Annotated in this window: 30 protein-coding genes, 1 tRNA gene and 1 riboswitch; of the genes, 10 read left to right on the top strand and 21 right to left on the bottom strand. The window is 53.0% G+C overall.

The window, feature by feature from the left end; all coding sequences use genetic code 11:
- Positions 1–14 precede the first annotated feature (14 nt).
- Positions 15–431: a PaaI family thioesterase gene (locus ACOCF6_RS09710; protein ID WP_482460184.1), complete on the bottom strand. Its 417-nt coding sequence runs from the start codon at positions 429–431 to the stop codon at positions 15–17.
- Between the two features lie 330 nt (positions 432–761).
- Between ACOCF6_RS09710 and ACOCF6_RS09705 the strand changes: the two genes are divergently transcribed.
- Positions 762–1,412: an outer membrane protein gene (locus ACOCF6_RS09705; protein WP_482460183.1), complete on the top strand. Its 651-nt coding sequence runs from the start codon at positions 762–764 to the stop codon at positions 1,410–1,412.
- Between the two features lie 134 nt (positions 1,413–1,546).
- On the opposite strand, the gene ACOCF6_RS09700 is transcribed toward ACOCF6_RS09705, so the two are convergent.
- From ACOCF6_RS09700 to ACOCF6_RS09660, 9 genes are all read right to left on the bottom strand, one after another.
- Positions 1,547–2,092: a DsbA family oxidoreductase gene (locus ACOCF6_RS09700; RefSeq protein WP_482463318.1), complete on the bottom strand. Its 546-nt coding sequence runs from the start codon at positions 2,090–2,092 to the stop codon at positions 1,547–1,549.
- Positions 2,093–2,171: 79 nt separating this feature from the next.
- Positions 2,172–2,459: a sll1863 family stress response protein gene (locus ACOCF6_RS09695; protein ID WP_482460182.1), complete on the bottom strand. Its 288-nt coding sequence runs from the start codon at positions 2,457–2,459 to the stop codon at positions 2,172–2,174.
- Positions 2,460–2,492: 33 nt separating this feature from the next.
- Positions 2,493–3,173 (bottom strand): type 1 glutamine amidotransferase domain-containing protein, encoded by a 681-nt coding sequence (locus tag ACOCF6_RS09690; RefSeq protein ID WP_482460181.1) that lies wholly within the window; start codon positions 3,171–3,173, stop codon positions 2,493–2,495.
- 230 nt (positions 3,174–3,403) lie between these two features.
- Positions 3,404–4,417 carry a L,D-transpeptidase family protein gene (locus tag ACOCF6_RS09685; protein WP_482460180.1) on the bottom strand — a complete coding sequence of 338 codons (1,014 nt, stop codon included), beginning with the start codon at positions 4,415–4,417 and terminating at the stop codon, positions 3,404–3,406.
- 108 nt (positions 4,418–4,525) lie between these two features.
- Entirely contained in the window at positions 4,526–4,870 is a 345-nt protein-coding gene (locus ACOCF6_RS09680) for an Lpp/OprI family alanine-zipper lipoprotein (RefSeq protein ID WP_482460179.1), read from the bottom strand.
- A 24-nt stretch (positions 4,871–4,894) separates the two neighbouring features.
- A complete protein-coding gene (locus ACOCF6_RS09675; protein ID WP_482460178.1) occupies positions 4,895–6,124 on the bottom strand; it encodes a L,D-transpeptidase family protein in 1,230 nt (409 codons plus the stop codon).
- Between the two features lie 156 nt (positions 6,125–6,280).
- A riboswitch (cyclic di-GMP riboswitch) is annotated at positions 6,281–6,357 on the bottom strand.
- A gap of 213 nt (positions 6,358–6,570) precedes the next feature.
- Complete coding sequence (locus ACOCF6_RS09670) at positions 6,571–7,002, bottom strand: single-stranded DNA-binding protein (protein ID WP_482460177.1); 432 nt, start codon at positions 7,000–7,002, stop codon at positions 6,571–6,573.
- Positions 7,003–7,104: 102 nt separating this feature from the next.
- Complete coding sequence (locus ACOCF6_RS09665) at positions 7,105–8,790, bottom strand: ABC1 kinase family protein (protein ID WP_482460176.1); 1,686 nt, start codon at positions 8,788–8,790, stop codon at positions 7,105–7,107.
- Positions 8,791–8,794: 4 nt separating this feature from the next.
- The gene (locus ACOCF6_RS09660; RefSeq protein WP_482460175.1) at positions 8,795–9,091 is read right to left on the bottom strand and encodes a phasin family protein; all 297 of its coding nucleotides are present in this window, start codon (positions 9,089–9,091) and stop codon (positions 8,795–8,797) included.
- Positions 9,092–9,285: 194 nt separating this feature from the next.
- Here ACOCF6_RS09660 and ACOCF6_RS09655 point away from each other — a divergent pair.
- A tRNA-Arg gene (locus ACOCF6_RS09655) sits at positions 9,286–9,362 on the top strand.
- A gap of 343 nt (positions 9,363–9,705) precedes the next feature.
- On the top strand, positions 9,706–9,900 hold the full coding sequence (locus ACOCF6_RS09650; RefSeq protein ID WP_482460174.1) for a hypothetical protein: 195 nt from the start codon (positions 9,706–9,708) through the stop codon (positions 9,898–9,900).
- A 412-nt stretch (positions 9,901–10,312) separates the two neighbouring features.
- Here the strand turns inward: ACOCF6_RS09650 and ACOCF6_RS09645 are convergent, their stop codons facing one another.
- Both ACOCF6_RS09645 and bamE read right to left on the bottom strand, forming a co-directional pair.
- Positions 10,313–10,534 carry a hypothetical protein gene (locus ACOCF6_RS09645; RefSeq protein WP_482460173.1) on the bottom strand — a complete coding sequence of 74 codons (222 nt, stop codon included), beginning with the start codon at positions 10,532–10,534 and terminating at the stop codon, positions 10,313–10,315.
- A 51-nt stretch (positions 10,535–10,585) separates the two neighbouring features.
- Positions 10,586–10,891, bottom strand: a complete 306-nt coding sequence (bamE, locus tag ACOCF6_RS09640; protein ID WP_482463316.1) for an outer membrane protein assembly factor BamE domain-containing protein — start codon at positions 10,889–10,891, stop codon at positions 10,586–10,588.
- A 161-nt stretch (positions 10,892–11,052) separates the two neighbouring features.
- On the opposite strand from bamE, the gene ACOCF6_RS09635 reads away from it, so the two are divergent.
- Positions 11,053–11,220, top strand: a complete 168-nt coding sequence (locus ACOCF6_RS09635; protein WP_482460172.1) for a hypothetical protein — start codon at positions 11,053–11,055, stop codon at positions 11,218–11,220.
- Between the two features lie 331 nt (positions 11,221–11,551).
- On the opposite strand, the gene ACOCF6_RS09630 is transcribed toward ACOCF6_RS09635, so the two are convergent.
- The 9 genes from ACOCF6_RS09630 to ACOCF6_RS09590 form a co-directional block, all read right to left on the bottom strand.
- A complete protein-coding gene (locus ACOCF6_RS09630; RefSeq protein ID WP_482460171.1) occupies positions 11,552–12,010 on the bottom strand; it encodes a hypothetical protein in 459 nt (152 codons plus the stop codon).
- Complete coding sequence (locus tag ACOCF6_RS09625) at positions 12,007–12,306, bottom strand: hypothetical protein (protein WP_482460170.1); 300 nt, start codon at positions 12,304–12,306, stop codon at positions 12,007–12,009. Before ACOCF6_RS09625 ends, ACOCF6_RS09630 begins: the two co-directional genes overlap by 4 nt.
- Before the next feature lie 265 nt (positions 12,307–12,571).
- Positions 12,572–13,510, bottom strand: a complete 939-nt coding sequence (locus ACOCF6_RS09620; RefSeq protein ID WP_482460169.1) for a hypothetical protein — start codon at positions 13,508–13,510, stop codon at positions 12,572–12,574.
- Positions 13,507–13,767: a DUF5659 domain-containing protein gene (locus tag ACOCF6_RS09615; RefSeq protein WP_482460168.1), complete on the bottom strand. Its 261-nt coding sequence runs from the start codon at positions 13,765–13,767 to the stop codon at positions 13,507–13,509. Before ACOCF6_RS09615 ends, ACOCF6_RS09620 begins: the two co-directional genes overlap by 4 nt.
- Positions 13,768–13,778: 11 nt before the next feature.
- Positions 13,779–14,066: a helix-turn-helix transcriptional regulator gene (locus ACOCF6_RS09610; RefSeq protein WP_482460167.1), complete on the bottom strand. Its 288-nt coding sequence runs from the start codon at positions 14,064–14,066 to the stop codon at positions 13,779–13,781.
- 119 nt (positions 14,067–14,185) lie between these two features.
- A complete protein-coding gene (locus ACOCF6_RS09605) occupies positions 14,186–14,683 on the bottom strand; it encodes a hypothetical protein (protein WP_482460166.1) in 498 nt (165 codons plus the stop codon).
- A 95-nt stretch (positions 14,684–14,778) separates the two neighbouring features.
- A complete protein-coding gene (locus ACOCF6_RS09600; protein WP_482460165.1) occupies positions 14,779–16,218 on the bottom strand; it encodes a tyrosine-type recombinase/integrase in 1,440 nt (479 codons plus the stop codon).
- Positions 16,219–16,513: 295 nt separating this feature from the next.
- A complete protein-coding gene (locus ACOCF6_RS09595) occupies positions 16,514–16,699 on the bottom strand; it encodes a hypothetical protein (protein ID WP_482460164.1) in 186 nt (61 codons plus the stop codon).
- A gap of 108 nt (positions 16,700–16,807) precedes the next feature.
- Positions 16,808–17,245: a DMT family transporter gene (locus ACOCF6_RS09590; protein WP_482460163.1), complete on the bottom strand. Its 438-nt coding sequence runs from the start codon at positions 17,243–17,245 to the stop codon at positions 16,808–16,810.
- A gap of 744 nt (positions 17,246–17,989) precedes the next feature.
- Between ACOCF6_RS09590 and smc the strand changes: the two genes are divergently transcribed.
- The 6 genes from smc to ACOCF6_RS09560 all read left to right on the top strand — a co-directional run bounded on the left by smc (position 17,990) and on the right by ACOCF6_RS09560 (position 24,691).
- A complete protein-coding gene (smc, locus tag ACOCF6_RS09585; RefSeq protein WP_482460162.1) occupies positions 17,990–21,520 on the top strand; it encodes a chromosome segregation protein SMC in 3,531 nt (1,176 codons plus the stop codon).
- An 87-nt stretch (positions 21,521–21,607) separates the two neighbouring features.
- A complete protein-coding gene (locus ACOCF6_RS09580) occupies positions 21,608–21,964 on the top strand; it encodes a roadblock/LC7 domain-containing protein (RefSeq protein ID WP_482460161.1) in 357 nt (118 codons plus the stop codon).
- Positions 21,964–23,031 (top strand): signal recognition particle-docking protein FtsY, encoded by a 1,068-nt coding sequence (ftsY, locus tag ACOCF6_RS09575; protein WP_482460160.1) that lies wholly within the window; start codon positions 21,964–21,966, stop codon positions 23,029–23,031. The genes ACOCF6_RS09580 and ftsY overlap by 1 nt, the downstream gene beginning before the upstream one ends.
- A 118-nt stretch (positions 23,032–23,149) precedes the next feature.
- A complete protein-coding gene (gene zapB / locus ACOCF6_RS09570) occupies positions 23,150–23,326 on the top strand; it encodes a cell division protein ZapB (RefSeq protein WP_482460159.1) in 177 nt (58 codons plus the stop codon).
- A gap of 129 nt (positions 23,327–23,455) precedes the next feature.
- Positions 23,456–23,728: a cell division protein ZapA gene (locus tag ACOCF6_RS09565; protein ID WP_482460158.1), complete on the top strand. Its 273-nt coding sequence runs from the start codon at positions 23,456–23,458 to the stop codon at positions 23,726–23,728.
- A 396-nt stretch (positions 23,729–24,124) separates the two neighbouring features.
- Positions 24,125–24,691 (top strand): 5-formyltetrahydrofolate cyclo-ligase, encoded by a 567-nt coding sequence (locus ACOCF6_RS09560; protein WP_482460157.1) that lies wholly within the window; start codon positions 24,125–24,127, stop codon positions 24,689–24,691.
- Positions 24,692–24,758 lie beyond the last annotated feature (67 nt).

The raw sequence follows: 24,758 nt of genomic DNA, 5'->3' as shown, positions 1-24,758 counted from the left end.
GTCTTCCGTATCATTTATGCAGCGGTTCGGAACATGGTCACTTCGGCTTCGGCCATGACCTTGCCGTCCAGTTCGAGCCAGGCCTTCACATCCACCAACCTGCGGCGTTCTCCAACCACTTTGCCAATCACGGTTACGATTGATCCGGTCGGGACCGGTGCCCGGTAGCGGAGTCTCATTTCACTGGTGACAACCATCAGTCCGCTCCCCATGCAGGCCTGGGCGCAGATCTCGTCCAGCAGGGCCGAGATGATGCCGCCGTGGGTAATCCCCTGCCATCCCTGAAAAACTTCGTCGATCCGCACCCGGGTTTCCGCCCGGCGACATTCGGGGTCTATCGTAAACTCGGCTTTGAAACCGATAGGGTTGTCCTTGCCGCAGATGAAACAGCGATTGTCATCAAGTACCTGCACAGTGCTCCCTTTCTTCATCTTCCTGTCGTTGCCGCAAAATTGTAACGTTCAACCATTTTGCATTCCTCGTGCTGCTTCAAAGCAGCAATGATTACGAAAGCTTATGTATACGCCCTCAAACAGGGGGCGTCAAACAGGGATTACACATACATAAGCAACTGCCGGTGATCCATCGTGGCAGTTTTATAATGTTGATAAGGGTGGGAATTGTGATCCGGATGCTGTAGGTTAAGTGGCAGGCTGCTTGTTGAAATAAGAACAGTGCCATTTCCGGCACCGTTACAGACCATTTCCGTGTCTCACGGATTAATCCGCGAATTCGTTCGCACCCAATTTCAGGAGAATGCAATGAAGAAGTACATTGTTACCACGCTGGCTTGTCTGTTTATCTCTTCCCTGGCGGTTGCCGCCTTTGCCGCTGATCCCGGGTTCTACGTCGGCGCCAATGCCGGCCTGATTTTACCGGATGACAGTACTGCCAAGTTCACAAATGTCGATGCCAATATTACGTACGATCCAGGGTACACCTTAAGCGCAGTCGGTGGTTACAAATTTGCCAATAACTTCCGGATCGAGGGTGAGATAGGCGAAAAAGGTGTAACGACCGACAAGATCTGGGCTGCTACTTCAACGCATGACAATTATGATTCGACCGTGAGTCTCGCAAATTTCATGGTCAACGGTTATTATGATATCAAAACAGCTACTTTCGTTGGATTTACGCCTTATTTTGGTGGCGGACTCGGAGTGGCGGTTTTAATGACAAGCGATGCACACACTTTTGATGGCAGAATCCTCAACGACAGTGCTGATGTTGTTTTTGCCTACCAGGCTGGCGTAGGTATTGCCTATGATGTAGTACCGAAGGTCACACTTGACTTCGGGTACCGTTATTTTGGCACGACAGAAGGCTCCTTTGAAGCCGCAGCCACTAACAACGATGTGAAAATGGCCTTTTCCAGCCACAACTTCATCATCGGAGCACGCTACAACTTCTAAGCCAGCTTGCGGAAACAGTATATGAGAAAGCCCGCTCTGTTCGAGCGGGCTATTTTGACGACCCAAAATCCTCCCCTCAATGTCCTTCCCGGGGCAGATCATGAAATATCGGTTTCATGCCGGACCTGCCGTAATCACCCTTTCCCGATCAGCCGTACGAAATCATCGTAGGGAGCAAATCCGGTCAGCCGCTTGCCGTTACAGAGGTGGGTCGGCACGGCGGTTAAGTGTAGTTCGCCGGCCCGGTGCCAGTCCGCATCCACCGCTCCCTCAAAGCTCCGCTCCGCAAGGACCGCCTGCGCTTCATCGGCCGGCAGTCCGACGGACCCGGCGATCCGCAGCAGCACCTCAACCAGCGCCAGGTTGTATCCCTCGACGAAATAGGCCTGGTATACGGCATGGCGGAAGAGGTCGCCCGCCCCCCGCGACTCGGCCCATTTACCCAGCTCCTGGGCCAGCCGGCTGTTGCAGGTGCGTGTCCGCCGTGCCAGCGGCAGCCCTTCAGCCGCAGCCGCGTTGGACAGCCGCACCTGCATGGCCTCTATCTCGGCCTCGCGGCCGCTGAAAAGTTCGGAAAGCTCCATCCCTTCCTGTGGGGTTTCAGGGTGGAGCGGAAAAACGCTCCACTGCAGCCGGACCCCGTATTCACGCTGCAAACGCTCGGTACGCACGGTACCCAGGTAGCACCAAGGTCAGATATAGTCGAAGAAAACCTCTACCACGGGGGCTGTGTTCATGGCTCACCTCTGCTGTGCAGCGTTATTTGAAGCGGGATCTGGCCGAGTCGATGGCCTCGCCCATGGCGGTCCAGGCCAGATCGATGCCTGCCTTCAGATCCTTCCAGGCGTGTTCGCCGGAATGCTGAAGCTCCTCGATCTTTTGCCGGGCAACGGCCTGCTTCACTTTCAGCGCCTCGATCTGCTCACCATACTCGTGCCTGACGTCGGCCGTGACTTTGCCGGCTTTGACGGAGAGCGTGTCGATTTCGGTATTCCATTCTTCCAGTTTTGCCTGCATCTTGCGGACGTATTCATCTCTGCTGTTCATGGATTGTCTCCTTTGTGCAAAAGGTGGTGCCCCTCACAGGTTAAGCAGTTCCAGTAGCGCCTGCGCCACGGCCTCTGACGAAGCGGGGTTCTGGCCGGTGACCAGGCTGCCGTCACGGACGGCATACGGCAGCCAATCAGCACCCTTGGAATACTTCCCGCCGTTTTTGCGCAATTCATCTTCAACCAGAAACGGCACGACTCCCGTCAAGCCAACAGCCTCTTCCTCCGAATTGGTAAAGCCGGTGACGGATTTTCCCTGCACCAGCGGCGTACCGTCAGGCAGCCTGGTGTTGCGAAATACCCCGGGTGCGTGGCACACTGCGGCTACAGGCTTGCCTTGGACAAACATGGACTCGATCAGGGAGATGGAGTGCCTGTCTTCCGCAAGGTCCCACAAGGGGCCATGGCCGCCGGGGTAAAACATTGCGTCGTAGTCATCGGGTGAAACTTCACTCAGTTTGACGGTGTGCGCCAGGGCTGCCTGTGCTTCGGCATCGGCATTGAACCGCTCCGTAGCCGCGGTCTGGAAATCTGATTCTGCGCTCTTCGGATCCAGGGGCGGCTGTCCCCCTTTCGGGGACGCCAGGGTGATGGCAGCGCCGGCATCCTTGAATACATAATAGGGAGTGGCAAATTCCTCCAGCCAGAAACCGGTTTTCCGGCCGGTGTCTCCCAGTTTGTCGTGCGATGTCAGTACGATCAGAATTTTCATGGGTGCTACTCCTCATATCCGGCCGAAAACAGCGCTGGCCGTTACGTTGCGAGCGGATGACTTTCATTGTACTGCTATGTAGAGTGTAGCACTGTCGAGGGGTTTTGTAGCTGGAATTTTAATTAACTTGGAAGCGGCCATGCCTGCTTATTGATTGAAACGGTAAGGACAAAAATGCGTAGCCACAACCGGTTACGCTTATCAGCGAATCACTGCTCTCCAGCCTGTCTTCATGGCCGTATCTCAACGATCGTACCATTTGGCGCTAATTTGTTGATTTCCTCGATTTCTTCGTCTGTAACGGCAATACACCCTTTTGTCCAGTCAACCTCTGTGTGCAAATCACCGACCCACGATAATCCATTCTTGATGCCGTGGATCATGATGTCGCCGCCCGGAGAAACACCCAGTTCTCTTGCCCGTTTTCTGTCTTTTTCGTTTGGATAGGAAATATGAAGTGACAGGTGATAACGGCTGTTCTTGTTCCTTGAATCGATAACGTAGGTCCCCTCCGGGGTTTTGTTATCTCCCTGCCGTTCCTTGGGACCATTCGGGTTTCCACCCAGGGCGATCTGGTAGGTCTTGAGCAGTTTGCCCTTTGAGATCAACGTCAATCGTCGATCTTTCTTTTCAATCAGAATCCTGTCTACCGGTCCCTTCTGGAGAGAGAAAACCTCTTTTTTCAGTGCAATAATCCCGTTTTCTTTGCTTGCAACCTCCTGTTCAAGCGCTTCAATCCTTTTTTGCAGTGAATGAATCTCATTCCCGTTGCTTTTAAGCTCCTGCTGGAGCGTCTCGATATGTTTCTGCTGCGTTGTAATCGTTGTATCCTTGAGAATGACATTCGTGATGTTGAATACCATCAACTCACTATCCTTCCGGTATCCACTCCCCGGGTAATCCTTGATGAGTTTCTGAAAACATTCCAGGGACTTCTGGTAATCCTTGTGCTCATTCCCGGGATACGCATGGATAATACCCATCTCGAACAGCACCCGGTCTCCCGCCGCGGGCTCTTTTTCAAGTATCTGCTGATATCTGCCCAGAGAGGCTGTGTAGTTTCCCTGGCTGAACAAATCATTCGCTTCTGTAAAGGTCGCCTTGGCCTGGAATCCATCATTATGACTGCAGCCGCAAAACAGCATGGGCGCCAGCAGGATGCAGGCAAAGAACAGGTTCAGATGCCAAGCCATCCTGCGTTGCTTCTTGCCTCTAATCGGCGGAAAGATTCTCAACTCACTCATCCTCTTCATCCTTTGACGGAAGCATAAAGGAAGCGGCAGAGCATCAAACCCTGCCACTTCCTTTCCGGAGCCCTGACGTCAAAGTCAGCAGCTCACCATGAACTTGACTTACTTCCGCATTGATTTGCGGAAAATGTCATCAGCCTTTTTCGCCTTTTCATCTGCCATCTTCGACTTTTCGTCTGCGATATTCGCCTTTTCATCGGCGATCTTCGCCCGTTCTTCTGCCATCTTGAGGGCATTTTCTGCCCGGGTTGCAGCCGCCTCTGCCTTTAACGTGGCCGCATCAGCTGCCGCCTTGGCAGCCTGAGCATCCTGCGCGGCCTGATCGGCTTTTGCTCCGGTCATCATCTGCTGCGACTGAACTTTCTCAAGGTCACCTGTTGTTGCACAACCTCCAAACGTAGCAGCAAGAACAAGCATCAATGAGATCACCAAAAGATTCTTCTTCATCGTTTTTCACCTCCCCTCTCTCGACTATTTCTTCCTGACAGGTTCAATCAATCTGGCATCCAGTTCCAGATCAATTTTCAAGCGTTTGATTGCATCTTTGGCCTCTTTGATATCCGTGAAAGGCCCCGCAACAACACGGTAGCCGGAGTCCTTTGCTATCACCCTGGCCGGGATTTGCGGACCCTGGTGGTTGATAATGGCGGAAAGCCTCACGGCATCCGTCTCGTCACGCAGGTCAGCAGCCACAACAGACCAGGCATCCGGTTTCAGTTCTGCTATCTTCGGTCTGCCGAGTAATTCGCCCGGGTGCCTGACTTCCTTGGGTTCCGCAACCCCTTTTCCACTTCCCGGCCTGAATTCGAAGACAGGAACGGGAATCCCGCGTGCCTCGGCCAATACTTTCTTGACATTACTCCAGTCAAGCGTGCGCCCTGATTCCTTTTCAAGGGTTCGCAATCTTTTGTAGACCTTATCAAGCTCGGCAGTGTCCAGGTCCTCCGTGGACCCATGCACTTCCAGGTACACCACCCCATTGCTTAGACCCAGGAGATATGGCTGGTTAACAAAGCTCACCGGTGTTTTGACCGGAGTGTTCTCATAGAGCTTTTTTATATCTTCCGGATAGAGACGCAAGCAGCCATTGGTCGCCCGAAGACCAACGCTGGCCGGTTTATTGGTGCCATGGATCAGATAACTCGGCTTGCTTAAATAGAGCGCGTATTCGCCCAGGGGATTTTGAGGTCCCGGCAGAACTGCAGCGGGGAGGGGATCACCTTTTTTGAGGTGATCCCTGGCAATTGAGGTGGGCACATGCCAGGTCGGCCGGTGTACCTTGCGCTCAATATGCATTTGCCCCATGGGCGAGGGGCGCTCTTCGGTGCCGACGCCTACCGGGAAGGTCACTACCGCCGGTGACTCACTGTTACCTTTAAACTGAAAAATCCTCATTGCGGCCAGGTTGATCACGATGCCTTTTCTGGGGGCATCCGGCAGAATAAAATTCAGAGGCAGGATAATACGTTCTCCGGCCTCAGGTACCCATATATCCACCCCCGGATTAGCTGCACTGACCCCATTGAGTCCCAGGCTGAAATGCCTGGCAATATCCGGCAGCGTATCCCCCTTTTTCAGGCGGATGAATCTCAACCGGCCAACAACATCATCACCTTTTGCAACAGAAAATTCATTGCGTTCGATGTATTCATCCACATGTCGTGAAACAGGCTGGTATTCCTCTTGAACGCTTCTCGTCATAGCGCATCCATTGATAGTCATTATGACGGCAAAAAGAGCTATAAGACGGAGCGTATGGGTTAAGGGTAACAGCTGAATGATTCGGCACATGGGTTAAGGTCCTTGGATACGAAGTGATGGCACAAAAAAAACCGGGGCCGAATATCTTTTGGATATTTCGGCGACCCGGCTGTCTCTATGAGACCCTGTAGGCTTTCCGTCCCATTCTTGCGAATGGTTTAGTATTATCGGATTATCACTGTATGTAACTATGCTGTATACGCGAGCATAGTTGCCTCAACAGGGAAACTTGTCAAGAAAAATGTAAAAAGGCAGAGGGATATTGCCCGCGTGTCACCTTACAACGTGCACTTTTGTGCCCAACACAATAAAAGACTGTAAAGACAAAAACGCCGTAACCACGGATGGTTACGGCGTTTTGTTTGCAGTTTTGTGTTATTCCTGGGTCAGAAGGGAATGTCGTCATCCTGGAAGGGGGGCTCTTCATAATTGCTGCCGCCGCCATTGGTCGGTTCGGAGGTGACGTCATTGTTGCGGCGGCTTTCACCCTTGGGTGACAGCATCTGCATCTTGTCGCCGACAATTTCAGTAGTATAACGGTCGTTGCCGCTCTTGTCCTGCCATTTTCTGGTCTGCAGGCGCCCTTCGATATACACGGTCTTGCCTTTGGAAAGGTATTCACCGGCGATTTCGGCCAGTTTGCCCCAGAGTGTAATGTTATGCCACTCGGTGCGTTCTTCCCACTCACCGCTCTTGTTCTTGAATTTTTCGCTGGTTGCCAGGGAGAATCCTGCCACAGCCTGGCCCGAACCGGTAAAACGCACTTCCGGATCCTTGCCCAGATTCCCTATCAGCATAACTTTATTAAGACTTGCCATCTAATGTGTCCCCCTTGTGCAAAATATATGGATGGAGATTACATCATAACGATTGGTACGGCAAGGGTGTCTTTTCATCTCAGCAATGAAAGCGGAACCACCCTACATCCGGCCGGAACGGATGATGGCGTAGACCAGCCAGAGACCGACGATCCCCGCCACAGTGTACCCCATAAAGGCCAGTACCGGGAAGCCCATGAATTTTGGCCCCTTGTCGGTCTGCATGATGATCGAGGAGCCGATGATCATGGCCGCCAGGATCATGCTGGTTGAGAGGCGGTTGATGGAACGGTCGAACTCGGCAGTGAATTTGTCCAGGCCGCGGTGTTCCAGGTCGATCTTGAACTTGTTGCGGTTGATGCGGTTGATGATCTCTTTCAGGTCGCGCGGGATGTTGCGCGCCAGGTTCAGGTACGAGAAGAGGAGCTGATTGATGTCGCGGGTAACCCGCCGGGGGGAGAATTTCTGGCGGAGCGCCTTGACGATGAAGGGGCGCAGATGCTCTACCATATCAAAGGCCGGGTCGAGTGACCGCCCCATTCCCTCGATCAGCACCAGCGATTTGGCCAGCAGCATCAAGTCGGTCGGTATCCTGATATTGTAGAGGGTGATGATTTCAATGAACTCCATCAGCATGCGGCCGACTTCAATTTCCTTAAGGGGGATTTCGTAGTAGCCGTCGATGAAATTGAACAGATCGCGTTTCAGGGCCCGGATATCCAGGGAGTCCGAGATGTCGCCGGCAAAGAGCAGCAGCGAGACGATCTCATCCATATCCCGATTGACGATGGCCGAGAGGATATCGGTCAGGAAGGTCTTGAGGCTTTCATCCAGGCGCCCCACGATACCGAAATCCAGCAGGCAGATCACGTTGTCCGGAAGGATCAGGAGATTGCCGGGATGAAGGTCGCCGTGGAAGAATCCATGTGTGAGCACCATCTCCAGGAAGGCATCCGATCCGCGCTTTGCAATCAGTTTTCCGTCCAGCCCCTGGTCGATGAGTTTATCCTGGTCGGACACCTTGACGCCGGCAATATACTCCATGGTCAGGATGCCGCGGGAGGTCTGTGCCCAGTAGACGCGGGGGAAGTACATCCAGGGGGTTTTGGCAAAATTGTCCCGGAACTTCTCGATGGTGTGCCCTTCGCGTGAGAAATCCATTTCCCGGCGGATGGTGCGGGCAAATTCACGCACCACGCCGACCGGATCATAGATTTCGCTTCCGGATACGTGCCGCTCGGCCAGACTGGCCAGGGCCATCAGGGCGCTGATGTCTGACTCGACGATCTGGACGATACGGGGCCGCCGCACCTTGATGACCACTTCCTCGCCGCTGATCAGGCGGGCCCGGTGCACCTGGGCGATCGATGCCGCCGCCAGGGGGGTGGGATCGATCGCCGCGAAGAACTGCTCGACGGGGCCACCCAGTTCGGTGGATATCTGAACCAGCACCTCTTCAAACGGGAAGCTGGGGACATCGTCCTGCAGTTTTTCAAACTCGCGCACAAAGGCTTGCGGGATGACATCCGGCCGGGTAGAGAGAATCTGCCCCAACTTGACAAAGGTCGGCCCCAACTCCTCCAGGGCCAGTCGCATCCGCTCGGCGGCCGTCAGCCTGGCCAGATCGGGCAGAGAGCGCCGGAACAGGCGCCGGCTGCGTACCACCATATCGGCCAGCCCCAGCATCTCGAGGACCTGGTCAAAGCCGTAGGTGCTGAGCACGCGAACGATGTTCAGATAGCGCCTGATGCTGCGTATGTTGCGGTTGATCTTCAGAAACCTGAGCATAGAGCTAGTCGTTACAGCTGGATTCCAGCTCCTGAACACGCTTGGAAAGCCGGTCGAATTCTTCTCTGGAAACCAGGCCCAGGCGGTCGACGACCTTTTTTACTTCGGTTTCGGCCATCTCCATGACCTTTTCCCTGTTTTCCTTGGCAATCTCCTGGATCCGGTCAACCAGGTGTTTCCCCTCATCCTCACTCAGTTTGTAGCGCTCCTTCATTTCCGCCACCAGCTCTTCAGCCTTCTTCTGGGTAATGGCCGCTACACCGATTGTCGTCATGACAACTTTTTCAAGCAGCTCCAGCATGGTATACCTCCCTGATCCTGTTATTGTCACATTTATCATAGTCTAGCATACCCGCTTTACGATGCAAACGGGTAGCATTACGTGCCGGCCGGTTCCCCAGTTGCGGGTCAATTTCTCCATCATGTAAAATTTAGCTTGCACAAGCTCGGATTATTTGCTAATTATTCTACTTCTTGACCGGACAATATCGTTTTGCGCTTGTAGCTCAGCTGGATAGAGCAACGGACTACGAATCCGTAGGTCGGGCGTTCGAATCGCTCCAGGCGCACCATAAAAACAAGGGGTTACAGTTTATTCTGTAGCCCTTTTGCTTTTTTTGCCCTTCGTAGGGTCAATATAGGGTCACAGGTAGGGAAAATAATTATTCAGGGCCGAATTCCTATTTACAGGTTTTCGGCTCTTTTTTTATTCAGTGTTTCTGAATTAAATTCTTTTCCAAGGTAGAAAACCCCTGCTGAAAGGGATCAATACTGACGTTGAAATTCAGCTTCTCTGATTCAGAGACTATGAATAATAATTCAGAGCAAAAACAGCATGTTACGTGTTGACAAGCCGTTTTTAATTCATTACGGTGGTCATCAGATTTAAACATATAGCAGGAGGAGGAATACACTATGAACGTTGAAATGAACTGTAAGATTGCCGATGCCAGCCACAAAGCCGCCTTTCTCTCTAAGGTCACAGCCGTTAAAGATTTTGAGCAATCGCCTTCATTCACCGCTGTTGAATTGAATGGTCTGTCTCTCTGTCTCAAGGACATTGAAAAGACCTTACTTGAAGCTGAGGATCTAATACCTGTCGGCGCGTAACGAAGCAAAGGAAGTCAAACACAGAACGAAGGCCGGTTCCGCAAAGGTTCCGGCCTTCTCATTTCTGCATTGTCTCACTCGGCCCGGATCACAAGACAGAAGGTCACCGGGGTACACTGAAGGGGTACAGGAGGCCACCGCCGATCTCTGCCAGGGTGCAGCCTTGTTACACTCTACCCCCTGCCTTTGCCTTTTGCTAAATCTCTCTCCTGTCCCCCAGGAAGAAGGGGGGGCATCAGACCCCCCCCACTCCCCCCCTTGCCGCTGCGTACCTCCTCCCCCCACTTGCTTGTTTCCTGTACGCACATAAAGCTTGCCCCCCTGATTATTGGGCGGCGTTGAGTTCAAGCAATGTGTCTGCCGGAAAAAATTCCCAGAAATTTTGAAGAGAGCGGTTCTTTTTCTGCTGAAATTATCGCACTGAAACTGAAGCGTTATATGGTACAGACTTCACAATAATCCTCTGGTCACCAATCATCCAGAATGTATTTCCGTTGAATCTATCGTAGACATACACACCACCGCCATTTCCTTCAAAACTTCCAAGCGGAGCATACCGGAAAAGCCACAGACCGGAAGCAACCACCAGCAAAACAAAACCACCCGCAATCGCTGCAATCATCTTTGCTGACATGGTGACAACCTCCGTGACAGGCCTTCAAATATCTTACAAACAGGTCAGAGATTATTTACGCTCAATAGTTTGTTCAATGATGATCTTCTGAGGTGTCATTTGAGTAGTTCCGAAATCACCATGCCGCCCGTAAGCATCAACCTTGCCTTCGATCAGACGCACATAGTATGGGGTGGTTCTGCCATGTATCATATCCTCTGACGTTTCAGCCAAGGCGTAATTCAGATATTCCTTACCCTGCATGGCGCTTACTGAAGACGGATCACCCATAACTTCAATTACCTGTTGCTTGTTCATGCCTATTGACACCCTATTGATGTTTGAGGAGGAGGAAGCGCACCCGCATAAACACAGCATCGACAATCCTACAAATAACCTTTTCATATTCCCCCCTAAGCTGAGTGGTTTTGAATTTTAGAATTCTATCGCATAATAACGGGTATATGTATACGGTTCTAATTAATGCAGATGAAGGCAGTTAATTATTGCTGCAAACCATTCGGTGAAAGGAAACTGCCATGTTCAAGCTTCCAACAAAACTATTGGATCAAATCGAGTCGATGACACCGGAGCAACAAGAGGAAGTGGTGAAACATCTATCAGTGAAGCTACAGCAGGAACGAATGGAGCAAGAGCAGGCGAAACCTGACACCGAAGCCACCCCCACTGAAAGGATAACCCTCTGAGAGCTTCGCCGGATTCAGCCTGTTTTGACAGTCAGGTATATTATGGCAAGGAGTAGAGCGGATAAGCGCCTGAAACGGGCGGAAAACCCGCTTTAAATAAACTCTTAACTATATAGTTAATGCTGCATTTGTTCAACTCTGAGGGGTAATGCAAAACAGATAGCGTCAAATAAATGTCGGTACCAATATATATTTAAACCTGCATGAGATAAGGGATTGAGAGGAATTAGAATGAAGGTGATTCGATAGGCAAAAGAACTGGTGAGAAAAAAAGGCGACAAGAAAAGAGGGGGTGTCTTGAGAGCTTGCCGCCTTGCACATGCCTGTATGATCATTCAAGAGGCGCTGGTTTTTGCTCCTGAGGCTGGCCGGGGAGACCATCAACCACTATGACGCTGGCCGGTTTGCGAGCTGGCACTTTCCCCAGTGCATTCGGCTTTAATACGGGGGCGGGTGTTCTTGCCCGGGTTTTCCTCTTTGCTGATTTTTTTCGTGATGGTGCTGGCGGGTTCGGCTTCTGGTAAGGTACTTTCCATGCAGGCGGTCTTGTACTCGATGTATCTGGTAAATCAGTTTCAGCTGCAAGGGTAAGAGCAGCGGCCAACCGTTTCACGTCCTGAAGCTTCACGCTGATGACAGAACCATGCTTATCAGGGTGACAGGTGAACTCGCTGATGTTTACCAACTCATGACCATTCAGGCGAACGCGATCGACACGATGGTAGTGCATTGATCCCGTAGAGAAAAAATCCACTTCCTTTGCAATTCGATCTTGATTTGATTTACTCATTTCTTTACCCCTCCTTTGATTGTAGTTGACCATACAGACATGATTTCATTTCTCGCTGCCTCCAGATCAGAGGCAAGCTCTTTCAAGCTGGTTGCTTCACTGGATCGTATTTTCAAGTCGAGTAATTTGCTCAGGGCTTGAGGAAGTGATTGAAAGAATTTCCACGGCACAATATTTTCAGTTACCTGTTCTGTCTCTTCATTGGTGCTGTGGTTGATCTTGCAGATTTCATAATTGAACTGGTCACCACGTAACAAAATGTTTTCTCCATCTTTGAGGTTGAATCGTATGTTCATTAGATGACTCCTTGTCATGGTATGGGGTAAGTGGTGGAAACGTGTCTACCGGACTCTGACGAAGTGGACGGATGTTTCCTTGTGACTGTCTTCCTGATCTTCTTGAGGCCAGATAAAAGACTCGTCATTACTGACAGTTCATCAGGTGTCTGTGGTCGATTTCCTTTTTTGATCTTCTGGCAATTCTTCACGTGCTTTTCTCCTTCATGCTTCCCCTGCTTTTCTGGTGGTACATGGCTAGAGATATAGAATGTCTTAAGGTGCCTTAAGTGGGAAAATAGGGGTTATCGCTTAAGGTGCCTTTAGCGGAATTTGTCACTTTTCCACCTTCACCACTTAAGGTGCCTTTAGCGTACGCACTTAAGGTGCCTTTAGCGTACGCACTTAAGGTGCCTTTATTCGGCTTCTGTTTTCTTGCTGCCCTTGCTTTCTCTATATTGGAATTATCCCTTTCAGGCGGTTCCCATGTTTTCCACTTATCTGAAAGTCGATACAAAGCCGGGACACTGGCCCCGTTTACTAATCCTCCAGGCCGTGAACACTCCATGAAGCCTATTTCAATAACTCGCTTAATTGCATCAGTGAAAGTTTTAGAGGGTATGTTGAATACGGTTTCAGCTTCAGCGAACGTGAAAGAAAAAACAGGGCGTCCTGTTGAATCCTTCTCGTTTGCATGTGCCGCCCTGTTGCTCTTTGCCCTGCAAATGTTGGCCACATCGGTTGCCGTCTTTGACAGGTATTTCCACGCCGGATAGGTAATGTCTTTCGGGAATATCTGACAAAACCACTTGTCGAACGATGGAAGACTCTTTGTGTTTCGACCGTTGGCAAGCACGGCCTTCTGTTTCCCTTGAGGTTTTTCAGCTGGTAAAGGGGTCTTAAGTGGGGCGGGGGTATTGTCTGTTGCTGCTAACGGTGTCTTAAGTGGTTCAAGCTGTATAGGGTCACTATCGTCAAAGGGAATTTCGTCAGGCTCAACAGACGTTTTAACGGGGGTTGTATCGGGCGTGCTGTCAAACATGGGTAACTGATTGTCGATGACAACCGGGGTGAACCTTTCCGGCATAGTGCCGAGCTTCAGGTAATCAAGACATTCTTGCTTGTTCCATTTATTACGCTGGTTCAACCTTTGGCCGGTACTCTTTGCCTTTTTCCCTGCCTCTGTGCGGAGGTCGTAAACACCAATTGTGCTGAATTCAGTCATTGCCGCCCACCTCGCTTCACCATCTCGGAAGCTTGACGATACAACCATGATCTGACATTCAGTAGGCGCTTGGCCGGGAGCAGTGCGCCTCTTTCATAGTCAACAATCGCTGCCAGCAAGTCGGGTGTTTCGGCGAAGGTGAAGAGCGCACGGGAACCGCTTGGAGCCTGTCCAATTATAGGGGTTACGCCGTATGCAGCCAGGTAGGATGCAAGGTCGATACTCTCAGTCTCAAATGCTCGTTGACTCGTTGTCATGGCCGATCCCCTTACGCTGCCGCTTGTGCTTCAGTCGTGCTGCCGAAAATTCTTTCACCTGTGAATGCGTCAAGGTCGGCAATACGATACCGGACGGATCGCCCCATCTTGATAAAGCGTGGTCCTCTGCCGTTCCAGCGCCACTGTTCAAGGGTGGTTGGTTGAATGTGTAAATATGCTGCTGCTTCGGGGGTGGTGAGTACGGTCACTGAAAAGGCAATGACTTTGTTGTTTTGATCTGTTGGCGGCGAGGATGATTCGGGGGGCGATAATGCAGTGGAGTGTTGTGTCGTTTTCATGTTCTGTCTCCTGTCTCGTTTGATTAACTTCTATGGAGACAGAGAAAAACAGATATGTTTTGCACTGTACGGTAACTACCGTTTGTTATTCGGTAATTACCGTTTGCAAGCTGTAATCATTATGGATTTTCACGTACAGTAAGCTCAACAGCTTTTCTTAACCACTCACGAACGGTTTTCACATCAATTGTAATTCCTAACGAACTAGCGTCATCAACAATATCAGTAGGTATGGTGCTTTTCTTCTCTTTGGGGTCATAGCTGTAACCTTTGATTGCCATAGTTGCCACAAGCTTAAGCAAAGTTCCAACAGCTTTTGGATTATCTGAATCAGAAAGGTTGCGCCCACTTGATGCTGTTATAGATTCATTGGCTGTAGGGATAACAACCACTCCATTTTCTTTTTCAAAGCGTTCAACTTCTCGCAACAGAAAACAGTCTCTCCCCCCATAAGTTTCTATAACGCAAGGATGCGGATCACCTTCTAAGCTTGGCATACCCCATGCGTAGTTAAGTTGGCCTGTTTCTTCGGCATAATGTCTAATCCGGTCAACTGGTACTCCCCATCTTTCTGCCAGTTGTTCAACAGTGAACCAATGCCTCTCTGGTAGTGTCATGTCCGTTTCTCCTCACGGTCTCCAGATAAATCCGGGGAAGCTGGTGGAGATACCAGCGTTCAGGAGCGACCCTATCCCCGGAAATCGAAAACTATCTATGCTGCATTGCCCTTGATCTGTATAACTTGTCCATGCTGCACCTTGATTCGTTCTTGAAGCGCGTTGGTTATCTTCTGCATAGGTTCCCGCAGTCGGTCAACATTCAGGATGATATATCCACCTGTAACGTCTCCGGTCTGCTGTTTATGGTTCAAGAGAGCCTTTACCGTGTAGCTTGACAAGTCAAGACTTTCAGCAAGGGTGGCAAAGGTTCGCCGCAGGTCGTGACATGAGAATGTTATTCCGGTGGCTGCTGTCACTTCGTCAATAGCACGTTTCGGCTCTACGATATACCCCGTCTTTCCTTCACCGGGGAACACATAGGGAGAAGCAAGCCGGGACTCTGCCAGGGCAAGCCTGTTATGTGCTGCCTGCTGTTGTCTCAAGTTCATTTTATCAAATCCAGCAAGTGACGCTTTCGCTTCAGTCAATTCTGTTTTCAGGCCCTCTTGCCGGTCTTTTAAGAGCTTGTACAGGTAGTCAGACAATGGCAGAGAGTGGGGCGTCTTGTTCTTGGTGTCAGTGATCGTGAAACAGCCCTCTTCAAAATCTACTTGTTTCCATGTCAGTGTTGCCGCTTCTTGCCGCCGTAGGCCGGTGAAGAGCAAGAAACGCAGGTAGTCGGTCATTATGCTGTTATCCAATCCTGTCACAGCCTTATACCAAGCAGGAAGGTCACTGTTTTTGACAAGTGTTCGCCGCCGGTCAACCTTGAACCATGCTTTCCTTTTCCTGCTTGAAAGTATGGTGACGGGGTTAGCATAGGGAGTGCCGCCCTCTTCATCTTCAAAGGCATAATTCAAAACGGCCCTGAGTGTCCTCATGCAATTATCAGCTGCCGCCTCTTTGCGCTTCGGGTCAAGAGGTGTAACTGCTTTCAACTTTGGTTTGTCCTTGAGACCCTTCTTGCTGTCAATTTCTTTTGTGAGTGCTTGCCGTTGCCGCTTACCACTGGCAATGTCGGCGTGTCGAGCTTTCACCATGTCACGGGAAATGTCTGCCGCTGGCTTATCCAGCCAGTCAGAAAGATACAACCGGAACAGGTCTTGATAAGTTGTCACGGTGCGAGGTTTCAGCTTGCCTTTTATCACATATTCATCAAGTGCCTTCTGTAATGTGATTCCTTGCCGTTTGCCCTCTTCTGCCTGTTGCCGTGCCTGTCGCTTTGATTCGTTCGGATCAATGCCCCCGGCCATTTCTCCAAGCTTAATCCTGCCATCTCTACGGGCATCTGTGGCCGTGGTCAGCTTGACACTCTTCATCATGACCCTGACACGCCGCCCCGCGATCATGGCACGGACAAAGTATTTCTTGCCGGTGGCCGAGACACGCAAGCCGAAACCATCCAGGTCTGCATCATAATAATCAACCTGCTTGCCCTTGTCTGCAAAAGGTAACTTTTCAACTTCGGTATCGGTCAGCTTGATTTTCTTCATGGCTTCCCTCCATTCCATTGCGTAGGGTCAACATAGGGTCAAACATTCTTATAGGGTCAATATAGGGTCAATGAATTACGTAGAACAAGAATATGTGACAAGTTATTGATTGTCAAGAGTATACAGAAGAAGATAGAACGGAGTAGGAGGGTTTATAGTGCCATTTTGCAAACTACGAATCCGTAGGTCGGGCGTTCGAATCGCTCCAGGCGCACCATAAAATCAAGGGGTTACAGTTTATCTGTAGCCCCTTTTTTATTTCTGGCGCTATGGTCGCATGAGGACAGAAGCCCGTTTAATCCCTGTAATAAACGTAGGTCGGCCGGATAGCCAGGATGACCGCTGCTGCAAGCAGCACCCCGGCATACGGCATGATTTGCTCATGGAAATAAGCCCCCACAATTATACCGAAGAGCAGTACACACCCCTTCAACAGCCCGATATCGTACCAGGCCCATATTTTAGTCCTGAGAAGTTTCATGGCGATCACCTCATATCCGACAGTATATCACGTATATGGGGCGAGCAGAGGGACAAGGCCTCCTCCCTTTTGCTGTTCAAGGCTGGTTGACGCGGCGCAGCACTGCAGCTATTTCCGGATGATCAGGCCGGCGCCGGCCATCAGCAAGGCGACACCGATCGCCCGCTTGCTGTCGAGCGGGATGGTACGGAAACCGAACAAACCGAAATGGTCCAGCAGAACGCCGGTGGTCAGCTGCGCGCCGATGACTGCGGCCATGGCTGCGGTGGTGCCGATGCGCGGGATGGCCACGATGGTCATGGTGACGAAAAAGGCGCCTAGTACGCCGCCGGAGAGTTCCCACCAGGAGGCGTGTGCGACCCCCTTCAATGACCCCTTGCCGGCGACCAGCACCAATACGACCAGGAATAGTGTGCCGACTGCAAAGGAGATGCAGGAGCTTTCAAAGGTACCGATCTTCTGGGCCAGGCGGCCGTTGATGGAGGGCTGGAAGGCGATGGCGATGCCGCCGCAGAACATCAGCACAAGCAACAGGATGTGGTTCATCCGGACAGCTCCTTACATTTCAGTTGGTACGGCGATGTGCCTGCGTATAGTGATTCCGTGTCGTGCGTAATTCCATAGCATTACAACACCGTACAGTCACGCAAAAAGAGCGGTCAGGCAGAGGTTGAAGCCCATGCTGTAAAAAATCCCGACAGCAGCACAACCATTATTGTAAAGAATCCCAACAGGCCAGCCCTTGGCGCCGGCAGATTCACTGAAATTCAATGCAGTTAGCCCAATCCACGCAGCTGGCACATAATATGCTTTATATAAGACACGCACCCATTGAATTCATCTGATCTTGGCAGGCAGCTTATTTAGTACAGACTATTATAGAAAGGAAGTGAGGCATATGCCGTGGTACACAAATCCGGTCATCACCTGTAAGGTTTTGAACAGAATCGCCAATCGTCACTCATGTGCAAACCTTCAGGACCTCAAAACGACTCTGGACTATGCCACTCAATTGCTCTGGAGAAAGCAGGAGCACTACTACAGCAGCAAATCATCCGTTTCTACGGGAGCGAGCGGCTTTAGCTGGGTTGGCCAATGACGCAGACTCGACAGCAAAGGCAGGCCGCTCTGTGATCCTGCAGATCACTCTCTTCATCGCGACTCAAGGGCACTGAAATCCAAAAAACCGCCCCCTGAAACCTGTTTTCAGAGGGCGTTCTCATATCCTCTACTGTTTACAGAATATCCCGCTGGACATGTCTTCATCCCCTCTGATAAAGTACGCAATTCATGAAAATCAAACGACTTGAAATATCAGGATTCAAATCCTTCGCCGACAAGGTGGTGCTTGATTTCCAGCAGGAGGTGACCGGCGTGGTCGGTCCCAACGGCTGCGGCAAGTCAAACATCGTGGATGCGATCCGCTGGTGCATGGGGGAGCAATCTGCCAAGCACCTGCGCGGCAAATCCATGGAGGACGTGATCTTTGCCGGCAGTGAAAATCGGCGTCCTTTGGGGGTTGCCGAAGTATCCCTGGTGTTCTCGACCGAGGACGGGCGTGCGCCGGCCAAATATCTGGATTATGCCGAAATCCAGCTCACCCGCCGACTCTATCGCGATGGTGAGAGCGACTACCTGATCAACAAGACCCCCTGCCGTTTGCTGGATATCACCGAGCTGTTCATGGATACGGGGGTCGGAACCCGGGCCTACTCGATTATCGAACAGGGCAAGATCGGCCAGATCCTCCATTCACGGCCGGAAGAACGGCGCTTCCTGATCGAGGAGGCGGCCGGTGTTACCAAGTTCAAATCGCGCAAGCAGCTGGCCCTCAAGAAGATCGAGTCCACCCGCCATAACCTGGCGCGCCTGGCGGATGTGCTGGGAGAAATCCGCCGTCAGCTGGCATCACTGCAGCGACAGGCCAAAAAAGCCGAAAAATTCCGCGAATTCCGGGACGAATTGCGCGAGATCGAACTGCTCTTCACCGCCCGCGAGTATTGCGAGACACAGGCCCAGCGTCTGGCTGCCGAGCGAGAGCTGGTAGCACTCAATGATCGCATCCGCGAGGTGTTTGCCGCCTCGGCTCTGGCCGAATCCAGGATGGAGGAATCCCGCGTAGGGCTGCTGGAGGCGGAAAAGCTGCTGAACGCCGCCCAGGAGGAGATTTATCGCGTCAGGAGCGAATTCAGCACCGCAGAACATGCGCTGGAGTTCCAGCGCAAGGAACTGGCCGGTCTGGAAGGGCGTTTGTCGCGGCTGGAATTAGAGGCCGGAGAACTGGATACCCGTCTGAAGGAATGCGTTGCGCAGCGTGAATTGCTGGAGCTGCGCCGGGATACCTCCGCGGTTGAAACGGCAACCATTAACGATAATCTGCAGCAGGCCGAAGAAGAGCTGGCTGTTCATCAGCAGGCCGAGGAAGAGTTGAATCGCCTGCTGGAGGGGCGTCGCAAGGAGCTGTTTGAAGCCCTGGCTGAATCGGCCCAGTTCAAAAGCCGCCAGGAAAACGCCCAGAAACGGTTGGCGGGTGTGGCCGAGCGTCTGGAGCGTCATTCCCGTGAGGGGCTGCAGCTGGCTGAACGCCTGGAGCTGGCGCAACGGCGCACGCTGGCCCTGGACAGCGAGGTTGGCGGGACTGAGCAGGGCCAGGAAGCGCTCAAGGTAGAGATCGCCGGCCTGCGGGGCCGCGAAGATGATTTGAAGAGCCGTTTGCCGGAGCTGGAAAAGGCCTGGCAGGCGCGGCGTGACGAGCTGAACCTGACCTCGTCCCGTCTGCACTCCCTGAAAGAGCTGGAGGCCCGCTTTGCCGGGTACGGCCAGGGGGTCAAAAACCTGATGGCTGCCAAAGAGCTGCGTCCGGGATTTAGCGGGCTGCTGGCGGATGCCATCGAGACCGCCCCGGAACTGGAAGCGGCTGTTGAAGCGGCCCTGGCGGACTATCTGCAATGCATTGTGTGCGATGAAGAGGCCAATGTCCTGCGGTCGCTTGCGTTTCTCAAGGAAAGCAACGGCGGCCGGGTTGGATTGGCCTTACCCCTGGAATGCGAGCAGCTGCCGACAGTGGTCCTGGATGGTGCCACGCCGCTGGCCGATCTCGTTAGGACCTCCGGCTCGTGCCAGGGTCTGGTCCGGCATCTGCTGAGTGGCGTCATGCTGGTGGAGAGCATTCCGCAGGCCATCGAGCTGGCCCGATCGCATCCGGCGCTTTCCTTTGTCACCCGCGGCGGTGACCTGGTCTCCCAGGGGGGCATTGTCAGTGGTGGTTCCGTTGATCAGGTCCAGAAGGGCATCATCCATAAGAAACGGGAGCTCAAGGACCTAGAGGAACGGGTGGCATCCCTGGAACAGGAGGTCGCGCAGCTGGGAAAAGAGCGGGGCGACCTGCAGCAGCAAGCCCGGGAAGTGGCGGAAGGACTTAAAGCGGCGGGGGCACTGCTGCATCAGGCCGAACTCAAACTGGCCGGTCTGCGAAAGGATCGTCAGCAGGCGGCCGACGAGATCGGCCGGGTTGAAGAGCGGCTGACGGTTCAGGTTATGGAGTCGGAAAACCTCCAGGAAGAGCGGCAGACTCTGGAGGCCGAATTGAAGCAGGCCGTGGAACGGCTGGCCGAGGTCGGCAGTTCCTCTCAGGAGTTGGAACAGGGCGTGACCAGCCTCAAATCCGGGCTCGATACACGCCGGCTGCAGTTGGCAGCGGTTCGCGAGCGGGTCACCACCATCCGGGTGCAGTCGGCTACCCTGCGGGAACAGCATGAAGCCTATCTGCGCGGTATCGCCGACCTGGAGAAGCAGTCTCAGGATCTCCTCCGGCGCATGTCAACTGACCATGAGGATACGCAAAAGGGTTCTGCCGAGCGCCTGCAGCTGCAGACTGCCATCAATGAGGGCACAGGTCGGCTGGAAGGATTGCTGCGACAGCAGATGACTGCTGAAACGCGGCTGGCAGATGTCCGTAGCGCCTACGAAGCCTCAGGCATCGCTCTGGCGGATGCAGAAAAACTTGCCAGACAGCTGCGCGAGGAGAGCGACGGAGTGCGTCAGTCCCAGGCCGAACTCAATCTGAGGTTTTCCACCGTAAGCATGCATGCCGAACATCTGGAGCAAGGGCTGCTGGAGAAAAGCCGCGTTACCATGGTCGAGGCGGTGGCAAGGCTGGAAGCGGTCGAATTCGATGAGGTCGTCCGCAGGACTCGACAGACCGACCTGCAGCGGCTGCTGGACGAGATGGGCGAGGTTAACCTGATGGCCATCGATGAGTGTGCCGGCATGGAGGAGCGTTTCACCTTCCTGTCAGCCCAGAAAGAGGACCTGGAGGATTCGCTGCGCAGCCTCCAGCAGGCCATCCAGCGCATCAACCGCACCACCCGGCAGCGTTTTCAGGAAACCTATGACCTGGTCAATGCCAAATTCCAGGAAGTCTTCCCGCGGTTGTTCTGTGGCGGAAAGGCCGAATTGCGGCTGACCAACGAAGAGGACCTGCTGGAAACCGGCATTGATATCATTGTTCAGCCGCCGGGGAAAAAGCTGCAGAACGTGACCCTGCTGTCGGGCGGTGAAAAGGCGCTGACCGCCGTAGCGCTGATCTTCTCGATCTTCCTGATTAAGCCGACCCCTTTCTGTCTGCTGGATGAGGTCGATGCGCCGCTGGACGACGCCAACATCGGCCGTTTCAACGATATGGTCCGCGAGATGTGCGCCGTCTCGCAGTTTATAATCATTACCCACAACAAAGCCACCATGCAGGTTGCCGATACGCTCTACGGCATTACCATGGAAGAACCGGGAGCATCGAAAGTGGTGTCGGTCCGGCTGCACTGAAACTATACACAGGCACAGGCTGGAATGCTTGGGGCGCTGCACTCCCGACATTGCTGACAGCCGTATGCCATGAACCTCGGAGGAGATATGCCATTCCTAAATGTTCTGAAGTCACTGGTTGACCGCACACCCGATTCCATCGGTGCCATTCTGGTGGACTGGGAGGGGGAGGCGGTGCAGGAATACTGCCACTGCGACCCTTATGATATCCGTTTTGTCGCCGCTCACAAGGGCATTATTCTGGCGCGGCTCAAAGAGCTGCATGACAGCGGCCGGGTTGGTGAGGTCGAGGATGTGGTGATCACGTCAACCGATGGTCATCTGATCATCGGCTGCATCGACCAGGACTATTCCCTGGTGGTAAGCGTTGGTAGGAAATGTCCGCGCGGCCTGGCGCTGTATCACTTTCGCAGCGCAATTGCAGAACTGAAGAAGGAGATCTGATGACAGATCAGGGTAAAAAAGGTTTTTTCCGTGGGTTGATGGACAAGATTGGCGGTATTTCGTCAGCGGTTGATGAAGCGGCTGAGACTGCCGATCAGCCGCTTGCGCCATCAGGAGCTCCTGCCGCTGTCCAGGAAAAACCGAAGGGGGAGCCCGGGTTTTTCGAACGTCTCAAGCTGGGTTTAAAGAAGACCAAAGACGGCCTGGTCGGCAGGATCGATGCGCTGGTATTGGGCAAAAAGGAGATTGACGCCGATACATTGGAGGAGTTGGAGGAGATCCTGATTACCTCTGACATTGGCGTCAAGACCACGGTCGAACTGATTCGCACCCTGGAGACACGGCTGGGCCGCAATGAGCTGAAAGACGGTGAGGCGCTGCGTGCAGCGCTCAAGGAAGAAATTCTCAGCCGCCTGGAAGCCCACCACGGGGTTCTAGATATGACCGGCCAGCGCCCCTTTGTGCTGCTGGTGATCGGCGTCAACGGCGTCGGCAAAACCACGACCATCGGCAAACTGGCGTCACGCTATTCCGCCGGGGGCTCCAAGGTCCTGCTGGCTGCCGCAGACACCTTCCGGGCGGCTGCCGCCGAGCAGCTGGAAGCCTGGGGAGAGCGCAGCGGGGTCGATGTCATCCGTCATAAAGAGGGTGCCGACCCGTCGGCGGTTGCCTTTGATGCCTGCAAGGCCGCCCTGGCCCGCCAGGTAGATATCCTGATCGTCGATACGGCCGGCCGGCTGCATACTAAGGTCAACCTGATGGAAGAAATGAAGAAGATCCGCCGCGTCATCGACCGTGAAATCCCGGGCGCCCCCCATGAGACGTTGCTGGTGCTGGATGCCGCCACCGGACAGAATGCGGTTTCGCAGGCCCGTCTTTTCAAGGAGGCGGCCGGCGTAACCGGTCTCGCCCTGACCAAGCTGGATGGAACCGCCAAGGGTGGTATCGTGGTGGCGGTCAGCCATGAATTTGCCCTGCCGATTCGTTATATCGGTGTCGGCGAGTCGATCGATGACCTGCGTGATTTCGATCCGCGGGAGTTCACGGATGCCCTTTTCCAGGTCTAGCAAAGACGGCTCCTCTACGCGCTCCGCTGCCAACGAACCCCGCGATTTCGCGCAATTAGGACTTGACTTCTCGGCTGCAAGTGATTACAGTAATGTCCCCCGAAAGGAATTGGAAACTATGAATCAGGAACTACTTGAATTACTCGAAAACAAGGTCAACGGCCTGCTGGAAAAATACACTGCCCTTAAAGATGAAAACAACCGTCTTGCTGAAGAAAACCACCGGCTCCAGTCTGAGCGGGAAGGTCTCAAAGCACGTGTAGATGCAATCCTTGGCAAGCTGGAAGGTATTTAGTACATTAGAGTTAGATTCTGCGATGAAGCAGAAGATAGCTGTGATAACGATCTTTTCCATCCTTTTCAGGTTCAGGTCAACGGAGGCCTTCGCAATGACAACTAGGTCGGTGATTGTAGGCGACTCCGCATGAAGACAGCCCATGTTGTCAGGGTCCTAGGACGGGAAATATCGGTCAGGAGTTCGGCCCCGACTGAACGGGTTCAGGCGGTCGAGACCTACGTCAATACCAGGCTGCAGGAGATCGGCAGCGCCCTCAAGAGCGGTGATGCCCAATTGGTCCTGACGCTGGCCCTGCTCAACACGACCGAGGAAATGCTCAACCTGAGTGACATGCGCGAATCGGAACAGGTCGTCGCGGACAGGCTTCGCCGAATCATCGCGAGGCTCGAAATAGACTGATCATATATAACCCGGAAAGGCAACACTGCTGTTTTCGGGATAACTGGTTTTACACGGTCTCTTCAGGGAGACTTGATTATATATTCTTAGAAGCCTCAATCGGTAAAAACTGATTTGCCAGCATAGCAGTGCTGTTTGCCGGCATCTGAAAGCCGCTGAATATATCCATCACGGAAAGGAAGGAATCGCTCAAGCACAGGGACCCGAGAACCACCCTCAATCCACGGCACTTACGAGCCATTCCCCCACTTTCATCCTCCCTGACCGACCTCCCGGACACCTCTCCGGGCATTACCCCGTTTTTGTGCCCTAACCCTGATAAACAGGATACGTAAGTTAACGAAATTATTTCTGCATTAATGCCTCAGAAATAATTTCTAACTTACTAAAAGACTTATGCCCAAGCGAACGCTCCGCCAGAACATTTTGGCCCGGCGCCGGGCCCTCAGCCACGACCAGTGGCGAGCCGCCAGCCAGTTGGCCCAGCAACGGCTTGTTTCTCTTGAGGAATTCAGGCGGGCCAACTGTATTGCCCTGTATGCGCCGGCCCACAATGAGACCGATACCGCCGATATTCTGGCAGTGGCTTTCGCAGCCGGCAAACGGGTGCTGTATCCGGCCGTCTGTGACGACCGCATGGTATTTCGACAGGTTGAAGGCCTGGAAAGTCTTTCCGAGGGCAGTTTCGGCATCCTGGAACCCTGTTCAACCGGCTGCGATCACCTGGCAGACGAGCCCGACCTGATTGTTGTTCCCGGCGTTGCCTTTGATCTCTCCGGCCACCGGATCGGTTACGGCAAGGGTTTTTATGACCGGTTCCTGCAGCATCCCGGCAGGAGGGCCCACCTGATTGGACTGTGCCACGATTTCCAGCTGATCGAAGGGGCCATTCCGGCCGAGGGGCATGACATACGGATGGAACTGGTCGTTACTGACCGGCGCGTCATCCATGTAGTACACTGACAGACCTTCGCATTTTGAGGGGCAGAGGAAGTAACCGGCGCCATCCCGATGGCCCGGATTCACATAA

Source organism: Geobacter psychrophilus (assembly GCF_056821595.1).
Note: the sequence above shows the minus strand (reverse complement) of the source record. Positions and strands in the feature narration are given on the sequence as shown.

Bases quoted from the DNA above. Each gene is read 5' to 3' on its own strand.
- ACOCF6_RS09710 (WP_482460184.1), bottom strand. From the start codon at position 431: ATGAAGAAAGGGAGCACTGTGCAGGTACTTGATGACAATCGCTGTTTC.
- ACOCF6_RS09705 (WP_482460183.1), top strand. From the start codon at position 762: ATGAAGAAGTACATTGTTACCACGCTGGCTTGTCTGTTTATCTCTTCC.
- ACOCF6_RS09695 (WP_482460182.1), bottom strand. From the start codon at position 2,459: ATGAACAGCAGAGATGAATACGTCCGCAAGATGCAGGCAAAACTGGAA.
- ACOCF6_RS09690 (WP_482460181.1), bottom strand. From the start codon at position 3,173: ATGAAAATTCTGATCGTACTGACATCGCACGACAAACTGGGAGACACC.
- ACOCF6_RS09685 (WP_482460180.1), bottom strand. From the start codon at position 4,417: ATGAGTGAGTTGAGAATCTTTCCGCCGATTAGAGGCAAGAAGCAACGC.
- ACOCF6_RS09680 (WP_482460179.1), bottom strand. From the start codon at position 4,870: ATGAAGAAGAATCTTTTGGTGATCTCATTGATGCTTGTTCTTGCTGCT.
- ACOCF6_RS09675 (WP_482460178.1), bottom strand. From the start codon at position 6,124: ATGACGAGAAGCGTTCAAGAGGAATACCAGCCTGTTTCACGACATGTG.
- ACOCF6_RS09670 (WP_482460177.1), bottom strand. From the start codon at position 7,002: ATGGCAAGTCTTAATAAAGTTATGCTGATAGGGAATCTGGGCAAGGAT.
- ACOCF6_RS09665 (WP_482460176.1), bottom strand. From the start codon at position 8,790: ATGCTCAGGTTTCTGAAGATCAACCGCAACATACGCAGCATCAGGCGC.
- ACOCF6_RS09660 (WP_482460175.1), bottom strand. From the start codon at position 9,091: ATGCTGGAGCTGCTTGAAAAAGTTGTCATGACGACAATCGGTGTAGCG.
- ACOCF6_RS09650 (WP_482460174.1), top strand. From the start codon at position 9,706: ATGAACGTTGAAATGAACTGTAAGATTGCCGATGCCAGCCACAAAGCC.
- ACOCF6_RS09645 (WP_482460173.1), bottom strand. From the start codon at position 10,534: ATGTCAGCAAAGATGATTGCAGCGATTGCGGGTGGTTTTGTTTTGCTG.
- bamE (WP_482463316.1), bottom strand. From the start codon at position 10,891: ATGCTGTGTTTATGCGGGTGCGCTTCCTCCTCCTCAAACATCAATAGG.
- ACOCF6_RS09635 (WP_482460172.1), top strand. From the start codon at position 11,053: ATGTTCAAGCTTCCAACAAAACTATTGGATCAAATCGAGTCGATGACA.
- ACOCF6_RS09630 (WP_482460171.1), bottom strand. From the start codon at position 12,010: ATGAGTAAATCAAATCAAGATCGAATTGCAAAGGAAGTGGATTTTTTC.
- ACOCF6_RS09625 (WP_482460170.1), bottom strand. From the start codon at position 12,306: ATGAACATACGATTCAACCTCAAAGATGGAGAAAACATTTTGTTACGT.
- ACOCF6_RS09620 (WP_482460169.1), bottom strand. From the start codon at position 13,510: ATGACTGAATTCAGCACAATTGGTGTTTACGACCTCCGCACAGAGGCA.
- ACOCF6_RS09615 (WP_482460168.1), bottom strand. From the start codon at position 13,767: ATGACAACGAGTCAACGAGCATTTGAGACTGAGAGTATCGACCTTGCA.
- ACOCF6_RS09610 (WP_482460167.1), bottom strand. From the start codon at position 14,066: ATGAAAACGACACAACACTCCACTGCATTATCGCCCCCCGAATCATCC.
- ACOCF6_RS09605 (WP_482460166.1), bottom strand. From the start codon at position 14,683: ATGACACTACCAGAGAGGCATTGGTTCACTGTTGAACAACTGGCAGAA.
- ACOCF6_RS09600 (WP_482460165.1), bottom strand. From the start codon at position 16,218: ATGAAGAAAATCAAGCTGACCGATACCGAAGTTGAAAAGTTACCTTTT.
- ACOCF6_RS09595 (WP_482460164.1), bottom strand. From the start codon at position 16,699: ATGAAACTTCTCAGGACTAAAATATGGGCCTGGTACGATATCGGGCTG.
- ACOCF6_RS09590 (WP_482460163.1), bottom strand. From the start codon at position 17,245: ATGAACCACATCCTGTTGCTTGTGCTGATGTTCTGCGGCGGCATCGCC.
- smc (WP_482460162.1), top strand. From the start codon at position 17,990: ATGAAAATCAAACGACTTGAAATATCAGGATTCAAATCCTTCGCCGAC.
- ACOCF6_RS09580 (WP_482460161.1), top strand. From the start codon at position 21,608: ATGCCATTCCTAAATGTTCTGAAGTCACTGGTTGACCGCACACCCGAT.
- ftsY (WP_482460160.1), top strand. From the start codon at position 21,964: ATGACAGATCAGGGTAAAAAAGGTTTTTTCCGTGGGTTGATGGACAAG.
- zapB (WP_482460159.1), top strand. From the start codon at position 23,150: ATGAATCAGGAACTACTTGAATTACTCGAAAACAAGGTCAACGGCCTG.
- ACOCF6_RS09565 (WP_482460158.1), top strand. From the start codon at position 23,456: ATGAAGACAGCCCATGTTGTCAGGGTCCTAGGACGGGAAATATCGGTC.
- ACOCF6_RS09560 (WP_482460157.1), top strand. From the start codon at position 24,125: ATGCCCAAGCGAACGCTCCGCCAGAACATTTTGGCCCGGCGCCGGGCC.